This is a genomic window from Phycisphaera sp. (assembly GCA_025916675.1).
In the GTDB taxonomy this organism is placed as follows: Bacteria; Planctomycetota; Phycisphaerae; order Phycisphaerales; family UBA1924; genus JAHCJI01.
Genome location: CP098402.1, coordinates 2,697,675 through 2,723,500, shown reverse-complemented (window position 1 = coordinate 2,723,500; position 25,826 = coordinate 2,697,675). Strand labels below are relative to the sequence as shown.

At 63.5% G+C, this 25,826-nt stretch carries 21 protein-coding genes and 1 pseudogene; 15 read left to right on the top strand and 7 right to left on the bottom strand.

Features of this window, described 5'->3' with window-relative positions; genetic code table 11:
* Window positions 1–411: 411 nt before the first annotated feature.
* A complete protein-coding gene (locus NCW75_11545; protein UYV11927.1) occupies window positions 412–1,647 on the bottom strand; it encodes a TolC family protein in 1,236 nt (411 codons plus the stop codon).
* 805 nt (window positions 1,648–2,452) lie between these two features.
* Here NCW75_11545 and NCW75_11540 point away from each other — a divergent pair.
* Window positions 2,453–2,824 (top strand): metalloregulator ArsR/SmtB family transcription factor, encoded by a 372-nt coding sequence (locus NCW75_11540; GenBank protein UYV14193.1) that lies wholly within the window; start codon window positions 2,453–2,455, stop codon window positions 2,822–2,824.
* A gap of 62 nt (window positions 2,825–2,886) precedes the next feature.
* Here NCW75_11540 and NCW75_11535 read toward each other — a convergent pair.
* Window positions 2,887–2,979 (bottom strand): annotated as a pseudogene (locus NCW75_11535) (transposase).
* Window positions 2,980–4,005: 1,026 nt separating this feature from the next.
* On the opposite strand from NCW75_11535, the gene NCW75_11530 reads away from it, so the two are divergent.
* From NCW75_11530 to NCW75_11520, 3 genes are read left to right on the top strand one after another with little or no spacing between them, the layout of a single operon-like run.
* A complete protein-coding gene (locus NCW75_11530) occupies window positions 4,006–4,512 on the top strand; it encodes a DUF2924 domain-containing protein (GenBank protein ID UYV11926.1) in 507 nt (168 codons plus the stop codon).
* The gene (locus NCW75_11525) at window positions 4,509–6,095 is read left to right on the top strand and encodes a recombinase family protein (protein ID UYV11925.1); all 1,587 of its coding nucleotides are present in this window, start codon (window positions 4,509–4,511) and stop codon (window positions 6,093–6,095) included. The genes NCW75_11530 and NCW75_11525 overlap by 4 nt, the downstream gene beginning before the upstream one ends.
* Window positions 6,092–6,538, top strand: coding sequence for a hypothetical protein (locus NCW75_11520; protein ID UYV11924.1), 447 nt, complete (start codon window positions 6,092–6,094; stop codon window positions 6,536–6,538). The genes NCW75_11525 and NCW75_11520 overlap by 4 nt, the downstream gene beginning before the upstream one ends.
* 8 nt (window positions 6,539–6,546) lie before the next feature.
* Here NCW75_11520 and NCW75_11515 read toward each other — a convergent pair whose 3' ends face one another.
* From NCW75_11515 to NCW75_11495, 5 genes are all read right to left on the bottom strand, one after another.
* Complete coding sequence (locus NCW75_11515) at window positions 6,547–6,741, bottom strand: DUF3387 domain-containing protein (GenBank protein UYV11923.1); 195 nt, start codon at window positions 6,739–6,741, stop codon at window positions 6,547–6,549.
* A 39-nt stretch (window positions 6,742–6,780) separates the two neighbouring features.
* Window positions 6,781–8,307 (bottom strand): C2 domain-containing protein, encoded by a 1,527-nt coding sequence (locus tag NCW75_11510; GenBank protein ID UYV11922.1) that lies wholly within the window; start codon window positions 8,305–8,307, stop codon window positions 6,781–6,783.
* Window positions 8,308–8,310: 3 nt separating this feature from the next.
* A complete protein-coding gene (locus NCW75_11505; GenBank protein ID UYV14192.1) occupies window positions 8,311–9,687 on the bottom strand; it encodes a restriction endonuclease subunit S in 1,377 nt (458 codons plus the stop codon).
* A 44-nt stretch (window positions 9,688–9,731) separates the two neighbouring features.
* Window positions 9,732–11,882, bottom strand: coding sequence for an N-6 DNA methylase (locus NCW75_11500; protein ID UYV11921.1), 2,151 nt, complete (start codon window positions 11,880–11,882; stop codon window positions 9,732–9,734).
* A 96-nt stretch (window positions 11,883–11,978) separates the two neighbouring features.
* Complete coding sequence (locus NCW75_11495) at window positions 11,979–12,404, bottom strand: type I restriction-modification system subunit M N-terminal domain-containing protein (protein UYV11920.1); 426 nt, start codon at window positions 12,402–12,404, stop codon at window positions 11,979–11,981.
* Window positions 12,405–13,058: 654 nt separating this feature from the next.
* On the opposite strand from NCW75_11495, the gene NCW75_11490 reads away from it, so the two are divergent.
* The 11 genes from NCW75_11490 to NCW75_11440 all read left to right on the top strand — a co-directional run bounded on the left by NCW75_11490 (window position 13,059) and on the right by NCW75_11440 (window position 25,824).
* Window positions 13,059–15,998, top strand: coding sequence for a sigma 54-interacting transcriptional regulator (locus NCW75_11490; protein UYV11919.1), 2,940 nt, complete (start codon window positions 13,059–13,061; stop codon window positions 15,996–15,998).
* 157 nt (window positions 15,999–16,155) lie between these two features.
* Window positions 16,156–16,485: a hypothetical protein gene (locus NCW75_11485; GenBank protein ID UYV11918.1), complete on the top strand. Its 330-nt coding sequence runs from the start codon at window positions 16,156–16,158 to the stop codon at window positions 16,483–16,485.
* A gap of 322 nt (window positions 16,486–16,807) precedes the next feature.
* Window positions 16,808–17,269 carry a hypothetical protein gene (locus NCW75_11480; protein ID UYV11917.1) on the top strand — a complete coding sequence of 154 codons (462 nt, stop codon included), beginning with the start codon at window positions 16,808–16,810 and terminating at the stop codon, window positions 17,267–17,269.
* A gap of 66 nt (window positions 17,270–17,335) precedes the next feature.
* Window positions 17,336–17,680 (top strand): hypothetical protein, encoded by a 345-nt coding sequence (locus NCW75_11475; protein UYV11916.1) that lies wholly within the window; start codon window positions 17,336–17,338, stop codon window positions 17,678–17,680.
* The gene (locus tag NCW75_11470; GenBank protein ID UYV11915.1) at window positions 17,677–18,588 is read left to right on the top strand and encodes a PD-(D/E)XK nuclease-like domain-containing protein; all 912 of its coding nucleotides are present in this window, start codon (window positions 17,677–17,679) and stop codon (window positions 18,586–18,588) included. Before NCW75_11475 ends, NCW75_11470 begins: the two co-directional genes overlap by 4 nt.
* Before the next feature lie 23 nt (window positions 18,589–18,611).
* On the top strand, window positions 18,612–19,403 hold the full coding sequence (locus NCW75_11465) for an ATP-binding protein (GenBank protein UYV11914.1): 792 nt from the start codon (window positions 18,612–18,614) through the stop codon (window positions 19,401–19,403).
* Between the two features lie 91 nt (window positions 19,404–19,494).
* Complete coding sequence (locus tag NCW75_11460; protein ID UYV11913.1) at window positions 19,495–19,956, top strand: DUF669 domain-containing protein; 462 nt, start codon at window positions 19,495–19,497, stop codon at window positions 19,954–19,956.
* Window positions 19,957–20,012: 56 nt separating this feature from the next.
* On the top strand, window positions 20,013–20,330 hold the full coding sequence (locus tag NCW75_11455; GenBank protein ID UYV11912.1) for a RusA family crossover junction endodeoxyribonuclease: 318 nt from the start codon (window positions 20,013–20,015) through the stop codon (window positions 20,328–20,330).
* Entirely contained in the window at window positions 20,330–22,012 is a 1,683-nt protein-coding gene (locus NCW75_11450) for a DEAD/DEAH box helicase (protein ID UYV11911.1), read from the top strand. The genes NCW75_11455 and NCW75_11450 overlap by 1 nt, the downstream gene beginning before the upstream one ends.
* Window positions 22,012–24,144, top strand: a complete 2,133-nt coding sequence (locus NCW75_11445) for a bifunctional DNA primase/polymerase (GenBank protein UYV11910.1) — start codon at window positions 22,012–22,014, stop codon at window positions 24,142–24,144. The genes NCW75_11450 and NCW75_11445 overlap by 1 nt, the downstream gene beginning before the upstream one ends.
* A 315-nt stretch (window positions 24,145–24,459) precedes the next feature.
* Window positions 24,460–25,824 carry a DNA modification methylase gene (locus NCW75_11440; GenBank protein ID UYV11909.1) on the top strand — a complete coding sequence of 455 codons (1,365 nt, stop codon included), beginning with the start codon at window positions 24,460–24,462 and terminating at the stop codon, window positions 25,822–25,824.
* The last annotated feature ends 2 nt before the right edge of the window (window positions 25,825–25,826 follow it).

The window sequence follows — 25,826 nt, the reverse complement described above, 5'->3', positions numbered from 1 at the left end:
TCTCTGGGTCACACATGAAGCAGGTCTCGTCAGCACCGTGCCCATGTAGGCCACCTCTGGATTCCGCCGCTGCTCCCTCGGAAGTAGCGAGTACCGGATTGCAGAGGTGGCACTCGTCCTGGTACAAATAGTGCTCTTCGCAGTACGGCCGAGATGGCTCCTCAAGCTGCGGCTGGCAGATCCAGCAACGGTTCTCGTACCGGGCGTGCTCGGTACACCACAGGCGACCCGCGTCTCGCTTCGCAGCGTCGCAGACAAAGCAGCTTCCGCCGTCCTCGTGCGAATGTGCGACCTGCGTTACATCCAGCGACTGGGTTGAACTGGGCGACGAGCGGTTCTCGTCGTCGCACCCGCCGAGTAGCAACGCTGTTGCGAACAGACAGGTAAGTGGCACGACGCAGTGTGACAGTCTCACGGTGTTTCTCCTTGATGGTGGTGATCAGAGTCTTCGCGGAGCAATTCGGAGTCCAGCGGTTCCGAGACAAGTCCTTCGACCTGTACTTTTGCAGCGTGGTATTCCGCGAGGGCTTCGAGCCGTTGTGTTTCGGTCTCAAACAGTGTGCGCTGTGCATCGAGGACATCGAGGTACGGAAGCTTGCCCTCGTCGTAGGCCCGGCGCGTTGCCTCGTAAGCGTCCTGTGCGGCGGGAAGCAGAGCGGTGTCGATCGCCTTCGCCTCGTGATACGCAGCAGTCAACCGTGCGTGCGCCCGAACAAGTCGGGTCGCTAGATCGCGGCGGGATGCCCGGCCTTCGGCGATCGCTTGCGCTGCCCGCAGACGAGCAGCCAGGATACCCCCCTGATTGCGATCGAAGATGGTCAGTGGTACGGACGCCGACACCACGAGCCCAACATCATCGCTCTCTTCGGAACGCCGAATGCCAAACCCGGCCGTCACATCCGGGACCGCTCTAGCTCGTTCGAGAGCGACTACCGACGATCGTCGCTCGGCCTCTGCGACCCAACGCTGTACTTCAGGGTGCTGCTCCACGAGATTGGTGAGCGCGTCGAGCAACGGAACCGGCATGAGATCATCAAGCGATCCGACGGCAACATCGAAGCCGGGCTCGGTCGCATCCCACATGGCACTAAGTTCGCGTCTCGCCGCATCGAGTTCGCGGCCCAGCCGATCTGCGGCAATGCGAGCGGATTCGCTTTCGAGTCGGGCCTTGATCTCGTCGATGGGCGAAACATCCCCGGCCTGCACCCGCCGATCGATGACGCGCCGATTCTCCTCCGCGAGTGCATGTGCACGACCGGCGAACGCGACGCGCTGCTGGAGTTCCAAGACACGCACGAAACGAGACGCGGTTTCGGTCAGGACGGTCAGCCGCTGCGCCTCGAGATCGAGAACGGCGACAGTCCATTGGTCTTCCGTGATCCGTACGCGGCTGTCTCGTTTCCCACCAAGCTCAAGAAGCTGGCTAAACGCAATGGTTGTCTCGGCAGAGTCAGCGCGACTCAAGTCTCCTGTGCCCGCAAAGTCCTCGACTTCGACACCGACGCTTGGGTTGGGCAAGAGGCCGGCCTGCAGGCGTTGCGCCTCGGCGATCCTGGGCTCCCACGCAAGCGATCGCAGCCGCGGGTTGCGCACGAGCGCAGCCGCGAGAGCCTGACGGAGGGGCAGTTCCGCCCCGATGACGACCACATCAGTTCCTCCTACAGCTCGGTCAGGATTCTCCGGTGCTTCGTAGCGAGGCAAGTCACGCAAGAGAGGCCGTGCGGCGGGCGGCTCGAAGTCGAAAGGCGAACGCACGCAACCATTCAGCAGAACGACGGCGCTCAAGCAGCACAACAGGTGGGGTTCAGTCAATCGCATGTGTTCCACTCGGATAGATACGTTGCCCGGCACGCGCCGAGCCCCTGGGAGTATCGAGCGAGGTACAGGTACCGCGCAGAATCCCAGGTCGTCCTAAACGAGGAGAACTACCGTACGGAGATGGCGATGAAAGGGCCTAGCCCTCTCCATCATCAGAGATCGGAATGGTGGTTGTGTTATCGCTGGCTGCTTCGCGAGGAGTTCGCGGAGTGCGATGACCTGACCATCCGACCCGTCTAACGACCTGCCATAATCCGCGTCTCTTTCGAATCGGTCGGCAGCGACAATTGATTCTGACTCCACCTCGGTGGACTGGCATCCGCCGTCCGGGCAGGCAACACAGCGATTCAAGGAATCGCCGTGCTCTGGGTTGGGGGGGCATGGGCTCTTGCTTGGCTCGTCACAGCAGTATTGCTCGCCGAACTGGGTGGTCGTTGTTCCATCAGGACAGATGCAGAGGAACCGCGGACCGAGGCCGGCTCCCAGGACGAACCAGAGAGCGAGCAGGATCGAGATGGCCGGTTGGTGTTTCACGGGTGTGGAGTCGATTAGATCGGAATGTCTTGACTATTACACACTATCGTGTAATAGTCAAGCGAGAATTTCGCTGTTCAAGAATCCGGAAGGGTCTCACATGGAGTCTTGCCGCCCAAAACTGCCCCTGGCCGCCCGTCCGCTGATCGGTGCGCTCGATGCTGAGCGGGTTGGATCTCTCTTCAAGAGTTTGGCCCATCCAACCCGGCTCCGCCTGCTCCACTCCCTAATCCGGGTGGACGAACTCAGCGTGGGAGAACTCGCGGATGAGACCGGCATGACGGTCCAGGCGGTGTCGAATCAGTTGCAACGTCTGGCAGAGGTGGGAGTGGTCGGCAAGCGGCGCGATGGGCTCCAGGTCATGTATCGCGTGATCGATCCCTGCGTGCCCGTGCTGCTCGAACGCGGCTGGTGCCACATCGACGAGTATGCCCTCGACCTTTCCCCGGTAAACAGTCCAAAGTCTGTGTGAATATTCCGCTGGCGATACGCCGCTGCTGACCCGCCCTCCGCTTTGAGCCGCCCAGCAGAGATTGTCTCGGGTGCCGGAGGCCGGTAGCCCAGAGACGCCTGCGGCCGCTCGGCATTGCAGTGCTCACGCCACCACTCGATCATCACTCGGGCCTCGGGCACCGTCTCGAGTACTTTCCGGCCATATCCCCGGATTTGAAAAGCAGCAGCCACATCGATCAGAACGACCGACTGTTCTTCGTGAAGAGGTTGGAGTCGTACCAGGACAACTGAACCTGAGCCAGAGCAACGGGTGGAGCCGCGAAGGCCCCAACGGCGCATCATGCGGAGCAAGTACTAGACACTCCCCGTGAGCCCAACCGGCCGACGACTTCGGATCTCCCCGTTTGAAATCGGCCCGAGCCGGGATGTGGATGGCAGTGATCAGAACGTTATCGCAGCGGAATCTGCTACCTGCGAAAGATGACACTCCATGTGCGCCTCCCATTGATCTGCAGTGTGCTTCGACTACCGTTGCGCCGCCACCATTGCCCGGCCGGTTGCGAAAGTAGCCGGCTTTGTGGTTTTCAGGGGACGCTCGTCAGAGACGCCAGCTGTTTCGGGCCGCTTGCCGCCGTCGGGCGCGTGTTGCGACATCCGAGCGGTCTCTCACCTGCTCCCACTTGATAACCCATGTCGGCTTCGATCCTCGATCGACGGCCAACCCTCGGCCCGAGTCTCTCGGCCCGGGAAGGAGACCGCCGTCGTGGTTCACGCGTGGTTGTCTCTGCAACGCGCGCACAACCACTGTGATTGTGCTCTCCATCATGACGCAATAGCAGCCAAAACACAGACTCGCGGGTCATGCGTGCGCGCACCACGCGGGTGGTTGGCATAGTCACCAGAGGGAGGCCGACGCGGTCGCCCCTTCGCCGACAATTCCCAGGGTGCCCCATGGACAGGACGCGAAATCCAGAGAGCATGACCACAGACGAGCGCCGCGACGAGGTGGCCAGCATCCTCTCGCAGGGCTTGATTCGTTCGGTTCGCCTCGCACGATCGCGGACCACCAGTTCCTTCAATAACGGTTCAGAAGCAAGCGGTGCATGCCTTGACCTTGCGGAAGATTCCGGCCTCAGTGTGGCTCCGCGGCCCGGTGGTGAAGGGCCGAGTCTCTGAACGGCGCTGAAGGAGGAGCCCGCGATGGCAACCGCTTTGGATGAACAACTCGCGTCACTCGATGCGATGACAACGGGCGACCTACTCGATCGATTCGTGGAGTTGCACGGCTATCGGAGCCGCACGCGGCATCGGCACTATCTGATCCGAAAGATCGCCTGGCGCATGCAGGCCAAGGCTGAGGGCGACCTGTCCGAGCGTGCGAGGCGCCGGGCAGCCGAGTTGGCCGACGATGCCGAGGTACGAGTGATGGCTCCCAAGACCGTCATCCACCCGCCGCAGACAGGCTCGATCGTGACGCACGAGCGTGCCTTCCGGCCCGGCAGCGATCCCGACCCGAGGATACCGGAGCCAGGATCAGTCATCGTGCGCGAGTACAAGAGCCGCACGATCCGAGTGCTGGTGCTGCCCGAGGGTCAGGGATTCGAGTACGACGGCGACCGCTTCCGCACGCTAACCGCCGTGGCAAAGCACGTAACTGGAAGCCACATCAACGGCTTCCGATTCTTCCGCCTCGGAGGCAAGCCATGAGAACTTCTCGTCAGAAGAGCGACGCGGGGGCTGGCAAGCCAAGGCCAGGGGTGCGATGCGCCATCTACACCCGAAAGAGCAGCGAGGAGGGGTTAGACCAGGAATTCAACTCGCTCGACGCCCAGCGGGAGAGCGCCGAGGCGTTCGTTGCCAGCCAGAAGGCCGAGGGCTGGACGTGTCTGCCCGACCGCTACGACGATGGCGGATTCTCTGGTGGCAGCATGGAGCGGCCGGCGCTCGACCGGCTTCTCCGAGATGTGGAAGCGGGCAAGATCGATTGTGTCGTGGTGTACAAGGTCGATCGCCTAAGCCGATCTCTCATGGACTTCAGCCGGATCGTGGAAACGTTTGATCGCAATGGCGTCTCGTTCGTTTCGGTGACGCAGCAGTTCAACACCACCAGCTCGATGGGACGACTGACGCTGAACATCCTGCTGTCCTTCGCCCAGTTCGAGCGTGAGATCATCGGAGAGCGCATCCGCGACAAGATCGCGGCCCAGAAGCGCAGGGGTAAGTGGGCGGGTGGCGTGCCGGTTCTGGGCTACGACGTCGATCGGTCCGGTCCAAGCCCGCGGCTAGTGATCAACGCAAAGGAGGCGGCCAGAGTCCGCGAGATCTTCAAGTTGTACTTGGCCAAGGAGTCTTTGCTCACGGTGGCCAGCGAGCTCGCCCATCGCCAGTGGCCCAACAAGCGACGCATCACAAAGAAAGGCAAACACCTCGGCGGCCGACCCTTCGACAAGGCCACGTTGTATGTACTGCTGACCAACCCCGTGTTCGTTGGCAAGATTTGCCACAAGGGGGATGTGTACGACGGCGAGCACGAGCCCATCATCGACCGCGAGGTGTTCGATCGGGTTCAGGCCTTGCTGAAGCACAACGGCCGAACCGGAGGGGTCGAGGTGCGCAACAAGTATGGTGCGCTGCTCCGAGGCCTGCTTCGGTGCAAGTGCTGCGATCACTCGATGTCCCACACCTTTACCGGCGGCCGCAACGGAAAGTCGTACCGCTACTACCGCTGCGTTCGGGCCATGAAGCGTGGGGCGGGCTCATGTCCTTCCGGGACATTGCCGGCAGCAGAAATCGAGCGGGTCGTCATCGACGAGATCCGTGGGTTAGCCAACGACCGGGATCTGCTTGTGCGAGTGCTGGCCGATGCCCAAACCGCGGTGGGGGCTGACATTGAAGCGGCCAAAGCCGAACGTGATGGGCTGAGACGGGAGCTCTCCCAGCACGATCGCGAGCTTCGACGGCTGGCCTCCGACGGCGCCGCCACCACGGAGGTCTCCGCACGCATTGCAGAACTCCACGAGCGTCTGAGCGATGCCCAGAACCGATTGCCCGCGGTCGAAGAGCGGCTCGCCGAGCTCGGGCGAGAGAGCATCGGCCCGGAGGAGGCATCGGCGGCATTCGCCGACTTCGAACTACTTTGGCAGAATCTGATCCCTCGCGAGCAGGCCCGGCTGCTGCAACTGCTGATCAGCGTGGTTGAGTACGACGCCGAGGCCCAGAGCGTCTCGGTAACGTTCCGCCCAACGAGCATCCGAGCCCTCATCGACCGCAAACTCGGAGACGCGGCATGACCACCGTAACCCGCCAGATCCACTTCGCCGTCAAGGGCCACCGCAAGCGGGCCGTCATCGGCTCACCACTTGAGCCAGGCCAAGATCTGGCGAGTACCCCTCTGGCCAGTGGCGGGGCCCCAGACGCTCCGGTTGGCCGTGTGCCGCGGGTGTCGCGCCTGATGGCCCTTGCGATCCGCTATGACGGTCTTCTCCGCGACGGCGTAGTCGACAACCTGACCGAGCTGGCCCATCTCGCTCGAGTTACCCAGCCGCGCATGACCCAGATCATGAACCTGCTGCACCTAGCCCCTGATATCCAGGAAGAGGTTCTCTTTCTGTCGGCCGTCGCGGAGGGCCGGGATCCGGTCACCGAGCGACACATGAGGGCAATTACTCGGACGACGAGTTGGTCGCGTCAGAGAACGCTGTGGCGGAAGCGGCTCGATTCGGCTTCGATGTAAAAGAGTGATCATTCGCTCCCATGCTCCGTCGAGAGCTCCGCCTGTCTCAAGACTAACTGCGTCGCGCCCTCGCTTAGGTCGGGCGGGTAGCCGTACTTGGCCAGCAACCGGCGGACACTGCGGCGCAGACCGGCGCGGACGCTCTCGCGCTGGGTCCAGTCGAGCTTGGGCATCTCGGACAGCTCGCGGGCCATGACGCTCATCTCGGCGAGCGAATGCCGGACCTGCGGGACTGGGCTTCGTCAACCCGTCGCAGATTCCGCATTCGGGTCCAACTTGTAGTGCGTGCACAGCTTCTCGTATAGCTGCCTTGTCAGTCCCAGCGTGTCGGTGAATCGCACCTGCTGCCAATCCTGAAGATTGAAGCCAACGTCCTTCCGGACCTGTTCCGGATCAGTGCCATCGACGATCAAGATGAAGTTGTCCTGCGGGCGACGCCGTCCGCGATTGAGTCCCATCATGTACCCAATCTCGTGGTACACGTTCGGGTTCCCCTGTGTCAGGTCTGCGATCAACAGGCCAGCGTCATCGATCATCTCCAGGATCTTGTCATTGATTCGAAAGGAGTGGCCCTGGTCATACTTATCGATGCGTAGTTGTTCCAGTTCGATGCCCGGATGATGGCGACTGTTGACCTCGCCCACGGCGGCCTTTATTGCCTCATACGCGCTGTCCGTGCTCTTGTTGAAGGGCATGGATACGAAGACCGTTCGGCTCCGGGCTTCGTAGACACGGTTGAAGATTGCGACTAATGAGGCCGCATCGGCCTCGGCCATCTCTGCGATGTGATTCCGGACAACCCAGCGCTTGAACGAGTTGAAGCGTCCATCAGCATCGTTTGTCGCTGCGTAATAGGCAAGCGCGAGCACGAGGCCGAAGCACTTCTTCTCAGCGATGGTCGGGTAGTCCAAGTAGAAGCTATTGACGCGGGCCAAAGCTGACTGCAGGTCAACCGTCCCAACAGCGTGCCCATGCTGGATGAGCAACTCGTAAAGCTTGTGGAACAGGGTTCGGCGCTTCCCGTCGACTGCTGTCGACATCGCTGGCGCTGCGGACAGATCCACGTTCGCCGTGGCGTGGCGGCCGAGCACGTAGCTCTCGCCGAAACTGCGACTGCTCTTAAGCATCTCGTCGGGGAAAAGGCTCACGTCGTCGAATACGACCTTGAGGTGCTGCTCAGCGGTGAGCGGGATCGATTTAAAATTGACGTTATGAAAGATTGTCTTGCTCTTCCGTCGGTCCTCGTCCGACGAGTCGAACAGGATCACGCAAAACGGGCATCGTAGCTTTGCAAAGCTGGGCTGAAGATCGTGCGCGCTTATGCGGTGGTTGCCGTCGATCCGGGACAGGGGGCCGCTTCCGGCGTCGATCAAATCATCTGGGATGTCGAGCGTGGCGACACGAACCGTGTCATACGCACGAACGTCGGCTGGGCTCTGGAACTTCTTGGCGGTGCTCGTGATTTCGATCTGGTTGACGTTTGACTTGAAGCGGTCGCCATTGCGCACAGACGCGAGAATCTGAATGCCGGACTTGGCACGCGGTCGGTCAGGGTCGTATTGGAGGCGGCAGGCAAGGGTGACCTCGGGGAAAAACAGATTCTCGCCGTCAGCAAGAAACTCGCGGATGCGTTCCTGATGCGTTGTAATCAGGTCGCGCTGGTAGCTGTCGTCGGCGACCGAGCAGCGGGCCAACTCGCCGAGGGGAGCGTAGCCGCGGATGCACAGAAAGCCGCCGAGAGATGAGTCTAGTAAGCCGCGGAGTTTCACGGGTCAGTCTCCCTGGCCGAGAATGAGAGCTTCGATACCTCGCTTCGATCTGTCAAGCTCGATGCGAGCTTGTTTGACCAGTTGCCTTGCTTGTCGTTGAGCCTCGCTCGCGGCTTTGGCAATCTTGCCTTGCACAGATGCCGGCGGCAATGGAATGTCAAGCTCGTGAAAAAACCCGGCATCAACACGTTGTTGACCGGCGGAGCCAGTGAAGAACAGTCGCGCATGATCCCGGACAGATTGCAGTCGAAGCAGGTGGTGCAAATAATCGTGGCGGAGATCCGCGTCCTTGACACGGAACACGTGAAACTCGGTAGAGCCATACCCCACACCCTTGGTTAGCTGTGACAGCAGCGCTGCCTTCCCGTTCTGCATACAGGGGGTGATTTTAGCCCAAATGATGTCACCGTCCTGAAACTTTGTATAAGCGCTGCGGCCTTCAACGGGTCGAGTCAAAGTGTTCTCAACATCACCAAACACTTCTGAGACCGCGTCCATTGGAACGAAAGACACGTCCGCATGTCGCTCAACATGTGCGAAACTGGTTGGCGGATTTATATCAACTACGTCACGGAATCTTCGAAGTTGATACTTGCCCCCGGCAAAGCTCAGGGACTTCCAGTTCGCATTTGGATCGATGCGCTTTCCGCTAACCATTGAGAACGCGCGTAAGAACATCCGGCGCTCAAGCGTATTCGGTGATTTAGACGTCAGAGGGACACCGAGCTCACCCAGCAGGACATCGTCGATCCCCGCCAGCACCCGCTTCGCCTCTTCCAGCGTCTGGTCTCTCTGCCTAACGGCGTCTTGCCAGCGGCGAACGATCTCCTCCTGAATTGTCCGTCCAGGATTGGGGATCAGGAGATCGCGTATCTCCTCAGCGTTGACGTTCGTCATCCCGGCGATCTGCCGGCTCACCCCCTCGATCTGAAGCCGGCCGATCCCGGAGGAGAGAAAGGCCGTGACATAGTGCGGAACAAACGTGCTTGGCTTGAGTCGGACTCGGATCAGATAGGACGCGAATACGTACTCGCCGTCCAGTTCGAACACGCCACACTTGCCGACGAGCTCCTTGGAATTCGTTCTGTTAAACAGGATATCGCCATGCCTGAGCAGGTACCGCTTCTCGTCGTCCTCCGACATCTCGATGTACTTGAGATCGGAGATGTCCCATGTGTCGTCCTGAAGGTTGAGCATTCGCAGCATTGGCAGGCCTTCGGGCACCTCCGATGCCCGGTCCGAGCTGCCATACTGAACCAGATCGAGCGATTTGCGAAGCCTCTGAATCGGGTACGGGCATGACTCCATACGCCGATGAAACTCTCGCATGCAGCGGTAGAAATTGGGATCCCAGCGGGACTCCAGCTCTGAGTGATCCATCAGGAACACGTTCGGAGGGTTCACCGCATCGTTAAGAGCGAAGCTCACAACGCTTCCCCTGCGATGGACTCTACAAAGCGAGCGAGTTCGGTGGCGATGGTCTCGAGTTCGTTAGTGGCGGTCGGCCGTCCGGTGGCGTCGTAACCGATATCCTCAGCGATGGCCATGAAGATTGGATAGTCAGGCAATTCAGAGCGGCGGGCTTCGGTGAACCGCTCGTTCAGCGCAAAACGTAGTTCCTCTGATTCGGTGGCGAAGGTGTCGGCAAGTTCCTTTCTTGCGGCCTGATATTCCTCGTTGTTCTTGAGTTCGTTTTTGGTTCGCTCAGCAAAGTCTGGGCGATCGGCCAGATCGCGAAGCATTGTTTTCCGCCGGCTATCGATGTCTCGGAGCTTTCGGACGAGCTTGCCCTCGGCGGCAATCTCGTCTTTGAGCGTCTGCTTGGCCACTCTCATGCGATCGGTCACGCCCTTTGGGTGCTTCCGTAGGAACAGTACCGAGCTCTTGACGACGGCACCGGTCGCCGCAAAGGCGGTTTGGGGCAGAGAGACGACGGCGACGATCCGGTATAAATCCTCGATCTCGTCACGGACGTACTGCAGTGACGAGTTCGTCAAGATGCCATCCGGGATGACAACGGCCAGATACCCGCCCTCGGCGAGGTACATGTGGCACTGCTCGATAAAGAGAATCTCGGTGCTCTGTCCTGGGCGCTCACCGGCCTTGCTCTTGGGGTTGAGCCAGTCCACGTCCCGATTCGCCAATCGATAGTGCTGGAGGTAGGCCTTTTCCGTCTGCTTGATCGTGGAGCCGAATGGGGGATTGGTGATGATGAAGTCGAATCGGTCAGGCTTGAAGCCTTGATTCTTGGTGCGGTCGCGAAGATCGCGCGGAGGGATCAGGCCGTCGGCGGCAACCACGTTTGTGTGGCCGTCGTCGTGGATGATCATGTTCATCTTGGCCGTCCGGGCGATTTGTTCGTTGATCTCGATGCCGTAGAGATTCCTTTCGGCGAAGCGATGCCAATGTTCGTAGTGCTTGACGGTTCCCGATTTGTAGTACTCGCCCGCCTGGCGACGAACCTTGTCAAGAGCGTGCAGCAGGAAGCCGCCAGAGCCGCAAGATGTATCGAGCACCAACGAGTCGTGCTCGATTGGTAGCACATCAACGACAAACTGTACAATAACACGCGGTGTGAAGTATTGCCCGAAATCGCCACGGAAGAAGGAGCCCATGAAGGTTTCGAAGGCGCGGCCCTTGCTGTCTAGGTCGGTGTCCTGAAGATTGACTCCTTCCAGATAGGAGACAACCGTCCTTGCCTTTGTAGGGGTGAGGCGGATGCCGTCTTTAAAGACCTCAGGATCCTTCTTACGGCCGTCCTCGTAGAGCGTCTTTAACCGCTCAAACAAGTTGAGGCTGGTCGCCTCGTTGGCGGCTTTCTTTGCCTCTTCTGAGCCGCTGTCAGGTGGAACGGTGATGACCTGGAAGTCGTAAGGCTCACCCGCTTTTCGAGGCTTTCGCTCGTCCCACAGCTTGCAAAAAATGAGCTTGTCGAGCTCGTCAAATGCTTCCGATGGGTTGAGTTCCCCGCCGCCCCACAGCGCTTGATGAGCCTGTTTGAAACGGCGTGTGAGTTCATCTTCGCCGACCTTCTCAAGGGGGAAGAGCCGCTGGCCGTCCTTTGTCTTACCGCCATCCTTGGCATACTTGAAGCGGGCGAGCTCCTTGACGCCATGCTGCGGCACATCGGGGATCGTGATCCGATCTTTCGGCTTCTTCGCCGGGATCTCGAAGTACTCGTTCTTGATCTTGCTGGTGACCCAAACGTATCGGGCACCCTCGGCAATCGCGTATCCGACTGCTTGGTCCGCAGCGCGGGCAAACTCTTGCTCGCTCACGGTCTCCCGCTTGCATTCCACCACGATGTGCGGCGACTTGTGGGCGGAGTCGTTGTAGACGATGATGTCGGCTTCCTTCGTCGACACGCCCATCTGGACCGGGACGAAGAGCCGGATGTGCTCCACGGGGTATTCGTATGTCAAGACCAGTTGAAGAAACGCGTCGGCTTGAACGATCTCTTCTGGATTGTTGTAGTTTCGCCGCTGCTTCTGATGCAGGTAGACGATGTGTTTGCGGTCATCATCGCTGAATCGGATTAGCTTGCGCTTCAGGCCTTGTTGTATCAGGTCTGTCATGTGAACACTCTGCGATGGGATTGTGTGGAGCGGAATGAGGCAGGCCTACGTGTTGGTCATGGTTGAGAAGCGAGGGAGCGAATCCGGCGGGCGAGATTACCCTGCGTATAGAACCGGCTCTGCTACATCGTCCACCGGCTCCGGAACATCTCGCTCGACGACGAGGGTGGCGTCGTCGATCAGCGTGGCGATGTCGGCCCGAGTCGCCTGGTTCTGGAGGTTGGGCCAGCGGGCCTCGGGCGGCACGCAGAACACCCGCTCGGCCGTGTACTGGTCGCGGCTCTCGAGCAGTCCGTCGAGCTGCTTCCCCTTGATGCCGTCGGCCTCGAGTTCGGCCTCGAGTTCGGCCTTGAGCTCGTCGCGACGAGACTCGAACGAGTCGCTAATGTACTTGAGGAAGAGCAGGCGCAGGACGACATGCTTGTACTTGGCCGCGTCGACCTGGCCACGCAGGGCGGCGGCGGCCTTCCAAAGGGTGTCGGCGTAGTCGAGGTCGGTGCTCGGGGCTGGTTTGGTGCTCATGCGTTGGCATTGTTGCTGGCTGACGGCTCTGGGGTAGGCCCCGCTATCAGCAATCGGTGGCTTTTCACTGAGTCTGCTGCCTGCTTGCCCTGAGATCTGGCGGTGGTTTGGCCAAAAGCGACGCAAGCCGAAGGTCACCGTTCATAACTGGGCCACCATGCTCGTGGCGTACTCATCCGATCTGGGGGGAGATCTTCAAGCAAAAATGGTGTAGTGTGCTATTCCACTTGACTCGCGGGTGCCATCGACGACTGCGGTGGATAGCAGTGTCGAAAAGGTGTGTTCTTGAGCGACGGGTGACATCACGGCTTGCCGCTCTGCCTGCTGGTGTTCACTGACGTGCATCCCTCGGGTTCTGCCTGATCCACTGGTCGATCGTGACCTTGTGAAACCGCCTGTGCCGCCCCACCTGTTGGCGGGTGATCCGCCACTATTGGGCGAGCACGTAGGCGACGTCTTCGAGAATTGGAGGTAACCCGCGATGTCGTTGATTGTCGTCACCTCAGGAGATATGGGGTCTCTGGGGCGTCTTGGGACCGGGGGTGGGGGGCACTGCGGCCACTATAGGGGTTATCATCCGTCGCTGCGCGCCAATGGACCGGAGGCAGCCCAGCGTCCCGTCCCGGACGGGCGTTTTGCAGGAAGGACCAGCGAATGGCTTCCGGATACGAACCGTCAGAGCACATTCAGCCACTGGCCACCGCACCTCGCGACGAGAGCGTGCTCGATCAGCGCGAGGTCACAGTTCAATCGTACCAGTCGACCGTTCCATTCAATCTGGAGGTGTTGGAGGCCGGGCTCGAGAGTGCCTGGCTCTCGCCAACGAACCGGTTAGGCATCTTCTCTCGACTGTCCGTTCGGAGTGACACCTCGGCAACCGTTGTCCTCGGACTTCAAGATGAATTGTCCGTGCGCACGTATGACTATGACAAGCGGCGACCGCTTTGGTACTCGTGGCAGAACGTTATCGTCGATACGGTAAGTATGCGATATTGCCGCGACGACCACGGACTTCTGCGATTCACAGCGACTGGGGGGGGGCGACGAATCACGGATGATCTCCTCCACGATTTTAACACCAACTTCCTCGGAATTCCCAAGGCATCAGTAACCAAGCAGCATTTTGATCTCGCCAAACTCCGGTCACTGTGCTTCACACAGTTCGTCGACCGGCTCTACATGTTGCGCTTTGCCGATCCATCAGGCGAAGAGTACCGGAGCATCGATCACGCGCTCTTCCAGAGCAGACAGTACATCGATCCCGAGGCCGAGCGTCTGAAGGAGATCCAGGCCGATCCGAAGGTGATCATCGAGTCGTTCGACTCGGATGTCGAAGTGCAGTCATCCAATCTCGCCGCCAAGCTCCGCGTCCGATTCTTTCTCCGCGGCCTAAGTGGCTCGCTACGACTCCGCTTCCCGAAGATCCGCTACAAGAAAGAGCCGCGAACGCCGGACGAACATGCCCAGGTGTTCTATCGGCTTGTCGATACGGCCGTCACCGCCATCATTGACGCAGACTACTACACCCATCAACCGCGAACGCTCGATGAGCTTGACCTTGATCACGGCATGTTCATCGACATGGTCGACCTCGCTCCGTTCCGCGAGGTCATGGCCAATCCGGATTCTCGGACAGAGTTTCTCCAGACCGCGGACTTCGGGGACGGATGGCAGCACTGGCAGCCGCACCTTCGGTCGCTGGATGAGCTGGTCGAGGCTGACCCGGTGTCATACCACTGCTCCGAGCTCTTCCGTCAGCTTGCTGCCGCCGCGCCCGCGAGGGTGGCGGACGTGCTTCGAGCGTGTCGGGAGGATACCAAACTCAAGCGGCTCGGGGGCGTGCTGGCGGCCGCGTGCCGCGACGCGCTTCAGAGCGTACCGGCAGCACATCGCGCCGCGGTGGAGTCTGAACTCGCAGCGTGGGCGCTAGCGCAACCAGACGATGTTTGGCACGTGGATGTCGAAGCCGGAGCCATCAAGATCGGACGTCTTTGTGTGCGGCTTGACGATCTCTGCCTCGACACGATTGTCGCGGTCCTCGGAAGGCTGCTCACGGCTCTACACGCTGGACTCATGGGCGCAGACGGGGATATTCGGTCGCACCTCGAGCAGATGCGATGGTGCGTAGAAGCGGCGTCGGCGCTGCCGGCCAATCACCATCGACTATCGCCTGCGCTCCGTCTGATCGCGTCGGGGCTGGTCCCGCGGCTGCCTAACGAGAGCGCTCGAGTCCTTCGAGATCCAGCGGAATCATTCGAGGACCTCGATCATGCACTGCTCGATCAGTTCGGGTTGCCTGCCTGGCCTTCGCTCCGCGCGAGCACTTCCGACAATGGTGTCGTTGTGTCGAACGATGGCGTCGGAGCGGCGCCAGGCCTCGCGGTGCGCCAGTGTGGTTCTCTGTTCGAGGAGGGCGATGCCGACCTCAGCGACGTTGCTGCTGGCAGCACAGTAACCGTAGCCTTCAACGGGCAGCCGCGCGAGGCAGAGATCCAATTCAAGAAATTTGGTTCGGAACGTCGTCTATCACTCCGCCTTGATCATTACGGCATTGCTCCTTCGTCCCCGATCGCGGCCACTAGCCCTGTACTCCCGATCAACCGCAAACGCATTGAAGCGCAACGGAATCACCGCCAACAGATCGACCCGAGCGGGCTGGTGATTGGGTCCAGCCGGTCACTCTTGCGGGTGTTTGAAGAGATCCATCACTCCAACATGATGGATGATGCCGCCGCCGTTCTGATTCTCGGTGAGCCCGGGGTCGGCAAGACGCACATCGCCAAGTTAATCCACGGGTCCAGCGAGCGATCATCTGCGGCGTTACTGGAAGTCAACGCCGGTGGTGCCGGAGGTGACCTCAACATCCAGCGTGGGGAGTGGATCGGATACGGGCGAGGGCACGGTATCTCCGGCGTCGATCCGAAGGGGCGGCCCGGATACCTTATTCGTGCTGATGGGGGCACGCTATTCGTCGACGAGTTTGCTGCTCTGTCACCAGACCTTCAAGTCATCTTCCTCTCGGTGCTCGAGCAGCGTTCGATCGAGCTGATCGGTGGCGACTCGATCACGCCGAATGTGCGCTGCGTCTTCGCAACGAATGCGAACGTCGATGAAGCGGTAACAACTGGTGCCCTACGGCGGGATTTGCTGGATCGAATCAGCACCACGATCCAGATCCCGCCCCTGCGTGATCGCCGCGGTGACATCCTCCTACTAGCACGACACTTCGCTGGCGCCACCGCCATTGATGAACGTTGTCAGGTCGCTCTGATTCGCCACGACTGGCCCGGCAACATCCGCGAGCTCCAGAAGATTCTCAGCCTAGCCGTTGTACGTGCCCAGAGCGACGATTCGGGCCGACTCTCCGTCGAGCACTGCGACCTGCCGAACTCCGTCGTCAAGGAGGTAGCAGGGCTCGCCGACGATGAGTGTCGGCGCGAACTCTGGCACCTCGCCGACTCGATTGCAAGAGTTGAGGGCTACGAGCCGGGCACCGGCCTTCAGCGGCGGGCAGCGGAGATCATGGGCGTGAAGGAAGCTCAGGCGTCCAAGATGTACTGCGCTCTGGGGCTGAAGGAGTCGATCAGCGCTTGAGTCTCATCGGGTGGCTGCCGACTTTCCTGAGGCCCCGGCCGACTTTCCTCGCCCGCTCCACGGCTTTCCTGGCACCCGATCATGAGCTTCCCATCGCCATTCCTGAGCCAGGAACGACGGTGCTCGATTCGGCACGGTGGTTGTTTATGACCTGGGCATGACCGCCACGCATTGGAAGCACCACCTGTCCTCGGACCGTCGGAACCTGGTTGAGACGCTCCAGAAAATCAACTTCGGGCGGATCGAAGGGCTGGTGATACGGGGCGGTGAGCCCGTGCTCGACCCGATGCCCCGGATCATGCACGAGTTCAAGTTCCAGGCAGACAACAGCCCTCGACCCGAATCAGTCAAGAGCGATTTTCTGCTGAAGCGGCAGGTTGTCGAGCTGTTCGCGCTCATCGACCAGCTTGGCGACGGCGTCATCCAGTCGCTTGAGGTTCGGCATGGCCTTCCCTTCCGGATGACCGTGGAGGAGGTGCCTGCCTAGGTGAAGAGGGTCGTCTCCTCAACATGACATGACAGTGTAGAAGTACCTGACAACCAACCGGCCACAGAGTGGAGGCGTTGTGGGTGCCGCAGTAGCGGCATACCTGCAACGCCCTCCGTTTTCTCTTATGCAGCTGTCGCTGTCGGCACCCACAGCGTCTCCCAGCCAACGGGAGATTCTGTTGGACAACTCACGACAGACCAGTAGAACCGTGATCTGCTCTCACCCTTTCATCGGCGAGCTGATCCGCCAGAAAGCTAAGAAACTAGCTTGCAAACCGGGCTTCTCCCGCTCCGACGAGGACGACCTTGTCCAACTCGCGATGATGCAGCTCTTCAGGAACGCCCACCGGTACGACCCGGGCCAGGGCACGATCGAGGCGTTCGCCATCAAGCTCGCCACCAACTGCTTCCGCATGGAGCTCCGGGCCAGGCGGGCGCTCAAGCGGGGCGGGTGGCAGAGGCCGGCCTCGATCGATGAGGATATCGATAGCCAGACCGGGTTCACGCTGGCTGCAGGTTTGTCTGAGGCCGATGGCCGACGCCGCCAGGAGCTGTGGAGCCGATCGGATCTGGAGTCATCGGACCTGGCCGAGGATCTTCGCCTGGCCCTGGACCGGCTTACCGCCTCTGACCGCGAGCTGATCGAGCATGTCGCGGCCCACGGCTCTACGGCGACGGCCCGAGAGTGGTCGCGACGGACTGGGAAGTCGGTGGCTCGCCACGCGATCGACCGCGAACGCAAGCGGATCTCGAGGCAGTTGGAGGACCTCGACCTCGGTTAGCGCGCACCCCGGCAACACATGGCATAGGTCAACGGTGGGGGAGCACCCCGCCGGAGGGCCTGTGCCATGGACAAGACGATCACCCGCTTCGAGTTTGGCCAGGGCGCCGACCTGGCCGAGATCGAGAGCACGCTGCACCTCGCCGTGCTGGCCGTCGAAGGCTTGCACGGCGAGGCCCGCGTGCGGCTGGAGGTCCGCTATCGCATCGATACGCCGACCACATCGGTGCTACTCGATTGCCAGACCGGCTCGGGTCGGGCCGTCGCTCGGGTCTTCGCTGCGTTCCTGACGCGGGAGCTTGGGGCCGACGGCTTCAGGATCCGCCGTGTGACCTGTACCCGATCCGACGGCACTTGCGGCAAGCCTCGATGCACTTCGTGCCCACGGAACGAGGGTGGGGGTGTGCGATGAGTTCGCGCTGCTGCCGCCGGCACGAGCCCGGGCGTCCTCCCTGCCCGCGTTGCCCCGAGGGGCACCGCTCGTCGGGCGATCCGGCCTCGCTCTGTCTGTCCTTCCTCATCCGCGAGCCCGCAGCGGTGTACCACGCTAAGGCTCGCGACCACCTCAGCTCGCACGCGCTGGGGGACTTCCGGCGCAGCCCGCTGCTGTACCGGCGTAAGCGGCAGGGGCTGATCCGAGAGCCGGACCGCTCGGCGTACATCGTCGGGCGTGCCGCGCACGTGCTGACGCTCGAGGGCCGTGAGCGGTACAGGGACGAGTACGCGGTGGGCGGGCCGGTGAATCCCAGGAGGGGCGAGCCGTTCGGGCCGACGACCAAGGCGTTCCAAAAGTGGGCGGCCCGCTGCGGCAAAGCCGTGCTGGGCGATACCGACGCGGCCATCGTCGAGCGGATGGCCGGCGCGGTGAAGGACCACATCTTCGCCCGCGAGCTGCTGGCCGACGGGGTCGCCGAGGGTGTGGTGCGGGTCGAGTACGACGGGCACGCGTGCCAGGGGCGGCTGGATTGGATCAGTCCGGTCGAGGGTCGGGGCATCGTCGACCTCAAGACCTGCCAGGACCTGGACGGCTTCGAGGCCCAGGTCAGCGAGTTCGGGTACGCGCACCAACTGGCGTTCTACCGCGAGCTCGTGCGTCGGGCCTGCGGGCACGCGTTGCCGGCGCATCTGATCGCCGTCGAGAAGCGCGAGCCCTTCCGCTGCGGCGTGTGGAAGCTCGACGAGGCGCTGCTGGAGACGGCGCGGATCGAAAACGAACAAGCCATGGCCGAGCTCAGGCGCTGCCGCGAGCGGGACGCGTGGCCCACTGGGTACGAGTCGCTCCGGCTGCTGACCGCGCAGACCCCCACACCCACCAACTGACCAACACACCAAGGAGATTCACCATGGGACTTCTGGAATCCATCGAAACGGGCCGCACGCGGATGCCGCGGCGCGTGCTTGTGTACGGCACGCACGGCATCGGCAAGAGCACGTTCGGGGCGATGGCCGAGGACCCGGTGTTCGTCCAGACCGAGGACGGCCTGGCGGACATCGACGCGCCGCGCTTCCCGCTGGCCACCGACCTCGAACAGGTGATCGGCGCTCTCGGTGAGCTCTACACCGAAGAACACACCTACAAGACCATCGTCATCGACAGCCTCGACTGGCTCGAGCGGCTGATCCACACCAAGGTCTGCCGCGATCGGCAGGTGCAATCGATCGAGGACATCGGCTATGGCAAGGGCTACGTGTTCGCCCTCGAGCCATGGCGCGAGGTACTGGCCGGGCTCGACGCGTTGCGCCGCGAGCGCGGCATGCAGGTCGTGCTGATCGCCCACGCGGCCATCGAGAAGTTCAGCAACCCCGAGACCGAGAGCTACGACCGCTACGGCCCGCGGCTCAATCGCCACGCGTCGGCACTCGTGCAGGAGTGGTGCGACGAGGTGCTGTTCGCCACGTACCGCGTGCACACGAAGACCACCAAGGAGGGCTTCGACCGCACGCGCGTTCAGGCCATCGGTCAGGGGGAGCGGGTGCTCAAGACCACCGAGCGGCCCAGCCACCTGGCGAAGAACCGGCTGAACCTGCCCGACGAGATCCCGCTCGACGAGCGCGTCTACCGGGCGTACGCGCGCGGCGAGGCGCCCGACATCGACACCAACGAACAAAACGAGACCGGACCCAACACCGACTGACGCAAGCACTTGCGAACCGGTTGGCCGGTGCGCACCGACGCATTCGGGCGCGCACCGGCGTCCGACCGCACGCAATACAGAGGACACGACCATGGCAGACCTGAACGGATTCGACGCGACGCAAGTGGAGCCCGCCGGCAACTTCGCGCCCCTGCCCGCGGGGCAGTACCTGTGTGCCGCGGTGGACTCGCAGATGAAGCCGACCAAAAAGGGCGACGGGAAGTACCTGCAGGTCGAGCTGGAGGTGCTCGAGGGCGAGCACAAGGGCCGCAAGCTGTGGGACCGCTTCGTGCTCGAGCATCCGAACGAGCGCACGGTGGCGATCGCAAAGTCGTCGCTGGCCAGCCTGTGTACGGCCGTGGGCGTGACGCGGCCGCGCGACTCGGCCGAGCTGCACAACGTCCCGGTGCTGGTGAGGGTCGCGTGCACGAAGCGCAACGACACCGGCGAGATCACCAACACGGTGAAGGGCTACGCCAAGCGTGGCGGCTCGCACACCGCACCGGCCAACACGGCCTCGAGCACCGGGGGCGGCGTGCCGTGGCGCAAGTGAGTCGGACCAGTGAGCCGAGCCGGTCCATCGAGCTGAGGCTTCCCTACCCGCCGAGTGTGAACCACTACTGGCGGCGGGCGGGCTCACGCACGATCGTGAGCGCCCGGGGCCGGCGGTTCCGCACGCAGGTCGCCGCCGAGCTGGCGTTCGCGCACGTCCGCCGGTTCGACGGCCGCGTGGCGGTGCGCATCGTGGTCCACCCGCCGGACCGCCGTCGCCGCGACCTGGACAACGTCCTCAAGGCCCTGCTCGACGCGCTGGCCCAGCCGGGCGGGGCGTACCGCGACGATGCGCAGATAGACGAACTCGAAGCTTTGCGCGGCGAGGTGGTCAAGGGCGGCCTCGTGCTCGTGACCGTGGAGGGAATCGGCTGATGGAGCTGCGCCCCTACCAGCGCGAGGCGATCGACGCGGCGTACGCGTTCCTTGAAAAGCGCGATGGGAACCCGTGCGTGGTCATCCCCACCGGCGGTGGCAAGACCCCCGTCATCGCGACGATCTGCCGCGACGTGGCGGAGGAGTGGAACGGCCGCGTGCTGATCCTGGCACACGTCAAGGAGCTGCTCGAGCAAGCGGCGGGCAAGATGCACGAGGTCGCGCCCGGGCTGGCCATGGGCATCTACTCAGCGGGGCTGAAGCGCAAGGACTTGAGCGCGCCAATCACCGTCGCAGGCATCCAGAGCGTGTGGGGCCGCGCGTGCGAGCTGGTGACCGAGGGCGGGCCGATCGACCTGGTGCTCATCGACGAGGCCCACATGGTTCCCCACGCCGACGAGGGGATGTACCGGCGGTTCCTGAGCGACCTCAAAGCCAACTGCCCGCACGCCCGTGTCGTCGGACTGACCGCCACGCCGTATCGCTTGAAGGGTGGGCCCTTGTGCGGGGACGGCCACGTGCTCAGCGACGTGTGCTACGAGGTCGGGGTCGCGGAGCTGATCCGCGATGGCTTCCTCTCGCCGCTCCGCACGCGCGCCGGCACGACGCGGGCGGACCTTGGCTCGTTGCACATGCGCGGCGGGGAGTTCATCGCGGGCGAGACGGAGGCGATGATGGACGAGGCGTCGCTCGTCCAAGGCGCGTGCGCCGAGATCGCCGAGTGCACGAAGGACCGCCACGCGACGCTCATCTTCGCCAGCGGCGTGCGGCACGGGCGCCACGTCGCCCGAAAACTGGCCGAACGCCACGGCATCGAGTGCGGCTTCGTGTGCTCGAAGACGCCCCCGGCCGAGCGCGACGGGCTGATCGGGCGGTTTCGATCGGGTGATTTGCGCTACCTCGCCAACGTGAACATGCTGACCACGGGTTTCGACGCCCCGCACGTCGATTGCGTCGCCCTGCTGCGGCCGACGATGAGCTGCGGGCTGTACTACCAGATGGTCGGGCGGGGGTTTCGCCTATCGCCGGGCAAGGCCGACTGCCTGGTGCTCGACTTCGCGGGCAACGTGCTGCGGCACGGCCCGGTCGATGCGCTCTCAGCGAAGCGGCCCGGGCAGAACGGTGGCCTGCCTCCGGCGAAAGAGTGCCCCGCGTGCAACGAGTTGGTCGCGACCGGCTGCAGGGACTGCCCCGAGTGCGGGTACGCCTTCCCTGAGCCCGAGCGCACACAACATGGCGTGGTCGCGAGCGACGCGGGCATCCTCACGGGCCAGATCAGCGAGGCCGAGCACGAGGTGCAGTCGGTGAGCTACCGCGTGCACCACAGCCGCCGCAAGCCCGACGCGCCACCGACCATGCGTGTCGACTACCACATCGCGCTGGCCGAGGTCGTCAGCGAGTGGATCGCGATCGGCCATGACGGCTACGCGCGATCGAAGTCGGTCGATTGGTGGCGGCTCCGCTCGCGCGAGCCCGCGCCGGGCGATGCCGAAGAGGCGGTGGAGCTGGCCAACGCTGGTGCCCTGGCCGAGCCGAGTCGCATCACGGTGCGCCGCGTGGCCGGCGAGAAGTTCGACCGCATCATCGCATGCGAGCTCGGTCCCAAGCCCGAGCGGCTGGACAACCCCGACGCCGTGCCCGAGATGGCGCTCGCCATCCCCGACGACGAGATCCCGTTCTGATGGCTGCCACGCTTCCCAGCTCGTTGGAGGCCGCCGTCACGTACACGCGTCGCAGCTGGCGGGTCTTGCCGATCGCCGCGGGCGCGAAGGCCCCGACGCTCAAGGGCTGGCCCGCGCTGCGACTGGACGAACACGAACTCGCGTCGCACTTCCAGGGCGAGTGCAACATCGGCCTGATCCTCGGCGAGCCCAGCGGCTGGCTGGTGGACGTCGACCTGGACTGCGACGAGGCGGTCGAGCTGGCGGACCAGTACCTGCCTGCGACAAACGCGGTGACGGGGCGCGAGGGCCGGCCTGGCTCGCATCGCTGGTATGTCTCCGAGGGCGCGGCGACGACCAAGCACACGGACGCCGATGGCACCATGATCGTCGAGCTGCGATCAACCGGGTGTCAGACCGTCGTCGGCCCCAGCGTCCACCCCAGCGGCGGGTGGTACGACGTGCTCGAGGGCGAGCCGGCGGTCGTGCCCGCGGCGATGCTGGCCGCGTGCGTGCGGGCGCTGGCGGACGCGGTGCGTGAGAGGCGCAGCACCATCGAGCCGGCACGCAGCGCGCCCTGCATCATCACGTCGCGCGACGAGATCGAGCGTCGCGCGGCCGCGTACCTCGACGCCATGCCCCCCGCCATCGCCGGTAGCGGCGGACACAACCAGACCTACGCGGCGGCCACCGCGCTCGTCCATGGTTTCGCGCTCTCGCCCGATGTGGCGCTACAACTGCTGGCCACTCGGTACAACCCGAGGTGCGAGCCGCCGTGGAGCGAGCGCGAGCTACGCCACAAGGTCGACGACGCAGCGAGCAAGCCGCACGAGCGCCCACGTGGGTGGCTGCTGGAGGCGAAGCGCGACGAGCTGCATACTGCGGTTGACTTGTCTGCGCTCACGGCAACGCCGCGTCATATCGTCCACGCCGACCCCGGCCCGATCCCCGAGCACCTGCTCGATGTGCCCGGCTTCGTGGGCGACGTCGTGCGATTCAACCTCGAGACCGCCAAGCGGCCCCAGCCGGTGCTGGCCCTGGCCGGGGCGCTGTGCCTGCAAGCCGTACTGACCGCGCGCAAGGTGCGCGACGCCCTGGGCAACCGCACGAACCTCTACGCCGTGGGCGTGGCCGACTCGGGCGCGGGCAAGGACCACGCCCGCAAGGTCAACAAGGCGATCCTCTTTGAGGCCGGCGCGATCGAGCTGGAAGGCAACGAGGACCTGGCCTCGGACGCCGGTTTGTTCAGTGCCGTCGAGGCCCAGCCGGCGGTGCTCTTCCAGATGGACGAGTTCGGCCGCTTCCTGCGAACCATCGGCGACCCCAAGCGGGCCCCGCACCTGTACAACGTGCTGACGGCGCTCATGAAGCTGTACTCGAGCGCCGACACGGTGTACCGCGGCAAGGCCTACGCCGACCCCAAGCGCAATAAGGTCATCGACCAGCCGTGCGTGGTGGTCTACGGCACGACGGTCTTCGAGCACTTCTACCAGTCGCTGACCACCGAGAGCCTGGCCGACGGCTTCGCGGCGCGTCTGCTGGTCTTCGAGACCGACGAGCGGCCGGCGCGCCGCTGGGCCACGCAGCGCGACGCGCCCGCGACGGTGGTCGAGGCGGCCCGGTGGTGGCACGAGCACATCCCCGGCGGGAACCTGGCCCGCGAGCACCCACAGCCACGCCTGGTCGAGACGACCAAGGAGGCCCGCGCGGTCTTCGACGCGCTGGCCAAGACCGTCGACGCCCGCATGGAGGGCGCCCCGGGCAGCGTGTCAGCGGCGTGGGCGCGGGCCGAGGAGAAGGCCTGCCGGCTGGCCCTGCTGCACGCGTGCTCGGCCGACCGCGAGAACGCGGTGATCGACGCGCCCGCCGCGCGGTGGGCGTGCGGCCTGAGCGAGCACCTGACGCTGCGGCTGCTGCATGTTGCGGGGCAGTGGGTGTCCGAGGGCGTCTTCGACGCGAGGCAGAAGCGGGTGCTGCGCGTCGTGCGCGAGATGGGCGGAGAGCTCGGCCGCAGCGAGCTGTGCCGCCGCACGCAGGCCCTGACCCAGCGCGAGCGGCAGGAGGTCATCGACAACCTGCTGGAGACCGGGCAGCTTGTCGAGCGGGCCGAGCCCACCAAGGGCAGAAGGAAGGTGGTCTATGCCCTTCCATAAGCAGCGCCAGGGGCTTCCTTCACATCTTTCACTTCTTTCTCTGGGTGTTACAGAGAGAAGGGAAGCGGGGGGAGAAGGTGCGCAGAGGAACAAGGTTGAAGAAAGTGAAAGAAGTATCTCTCTCTTTCATATCTCTAGGGATTCTCCCCTCTTTCAGACTTCCGCCCGTCGTGCCCGCGTGCGGCCGAGGGCGCCTAGAGGCGGCGACACCCCAACCTCGGCCACCCAACGCGACACGGGCCCACGACGGGCCAACGGGCGGGCAAGCGGGCAACGGACCGAACACACGGCGCGAGGCGCCAAGGAGCGTGGACAATGACGAAGGTGGCGAGTGGATCGAAGGCGGGGCTGGCGATCGAGATGCGGAGGCTGGCGGACATCGTTCCGTACGAGCGCAACCCGCGCGTGAACGACCAGGCCGTCGCGGCGGTGGCCGAGAGCATCACGCGCTTCGGCTTTCGCCAGCCGATCGTGGTAGACGGCGATGGCGTGATCGTCTGCGGGCACACGCGGTGGAAGGCGGCCCAGTCGCTCGGGCTGGCCGAGGCGCCCGTGCACGTCGCGGCGGACCTGACGCCCGAGCAGGCCAAGGCCTACCGCATCGCCGACAACCGCACCGCCGAGCTGAGCGAGTGGGACCTGGAGCTGTTGCCGCTCGAGCTCTCTGGCCTGCAAGAGATCGGCTTGGACTGGAACCTGCTGGGCTTCGCCGAGCGCGAGCTGCACAAGCTGCTCGAGCCCGAGGTGGCCGAGGGTGAGGGCGAGGCCGACAGCGTGCCCGAGCCGCCCGACGAGGCGATCACTCAGCCCGGCGACCTGTGGATCCTCGGCGAGCACCGGCTGCTATGCGGCGACTCGTCGAACGCAGACGACGTCCAACGCTTGCTCGATGGCGAGCCCGTGCAGTTGGTCAACACCGACCCGCCCTACAACGTGGCGGTCCAGCCGCGCAGCAAGAACGCGTTCGTCACCGGGCAGACCAACTTCGCGCCCCAGAAGCAGGGCAAGACCAAGCGCGGGCGCGGCCTGGATGCGAAGGGCAAGGCCGGGCCTACGAGCGGCACGACGGCCAAGCTGCGGGCCAAGGACCGGCCGCTGGCCAACGACTTCGTGAGCGGGGAGGAGTTCGATCGGCTGCTCATGGCGTGGTTCCACAACGCAGCCGACGCGCTCGAGCCCGGCCGCGCGTTCTACATCTGGGGCGGCTACGCGAACATCGCCAACTACCCCAGCGCGTTGGACGCTGCGGGCCTGAAGTTCGCCCAGCAGATCATCTGGCACAAGATGCACCCGGTGATCAGCCGCAAGGACTTCATGGGCGACCACGAGTGGTGCTTCTACGGCTGGCGCGAGGGCGCAGCCCACGTGTTCCTCGGGCCGAACAACGTGCCCGACGTGTGGCAGGTCAAGAAGGTCAACCCCCAGAGCATGGTGCACCTGACCGAGAAGCCCGCCGAGCTGGCGGTCCGCGCGATGCAGTGCTCGTCGCGCCCCGGCGAGCGCGTCCTCGATCTGTTTGGTGGCAGCGGCTCGACGCTCATCGCCGCCGAGCAGACCCAGCGGCGGGCGCTGCTGATGGAGCTGGACCCGTTGTATTGCGACGTGATCGTGACGCGGTGGGAGCAGTTCACCGGTGGCAAGGCGGAACGCGAGAACGCCACGGCGAAGGCCGGAGCGTGAGG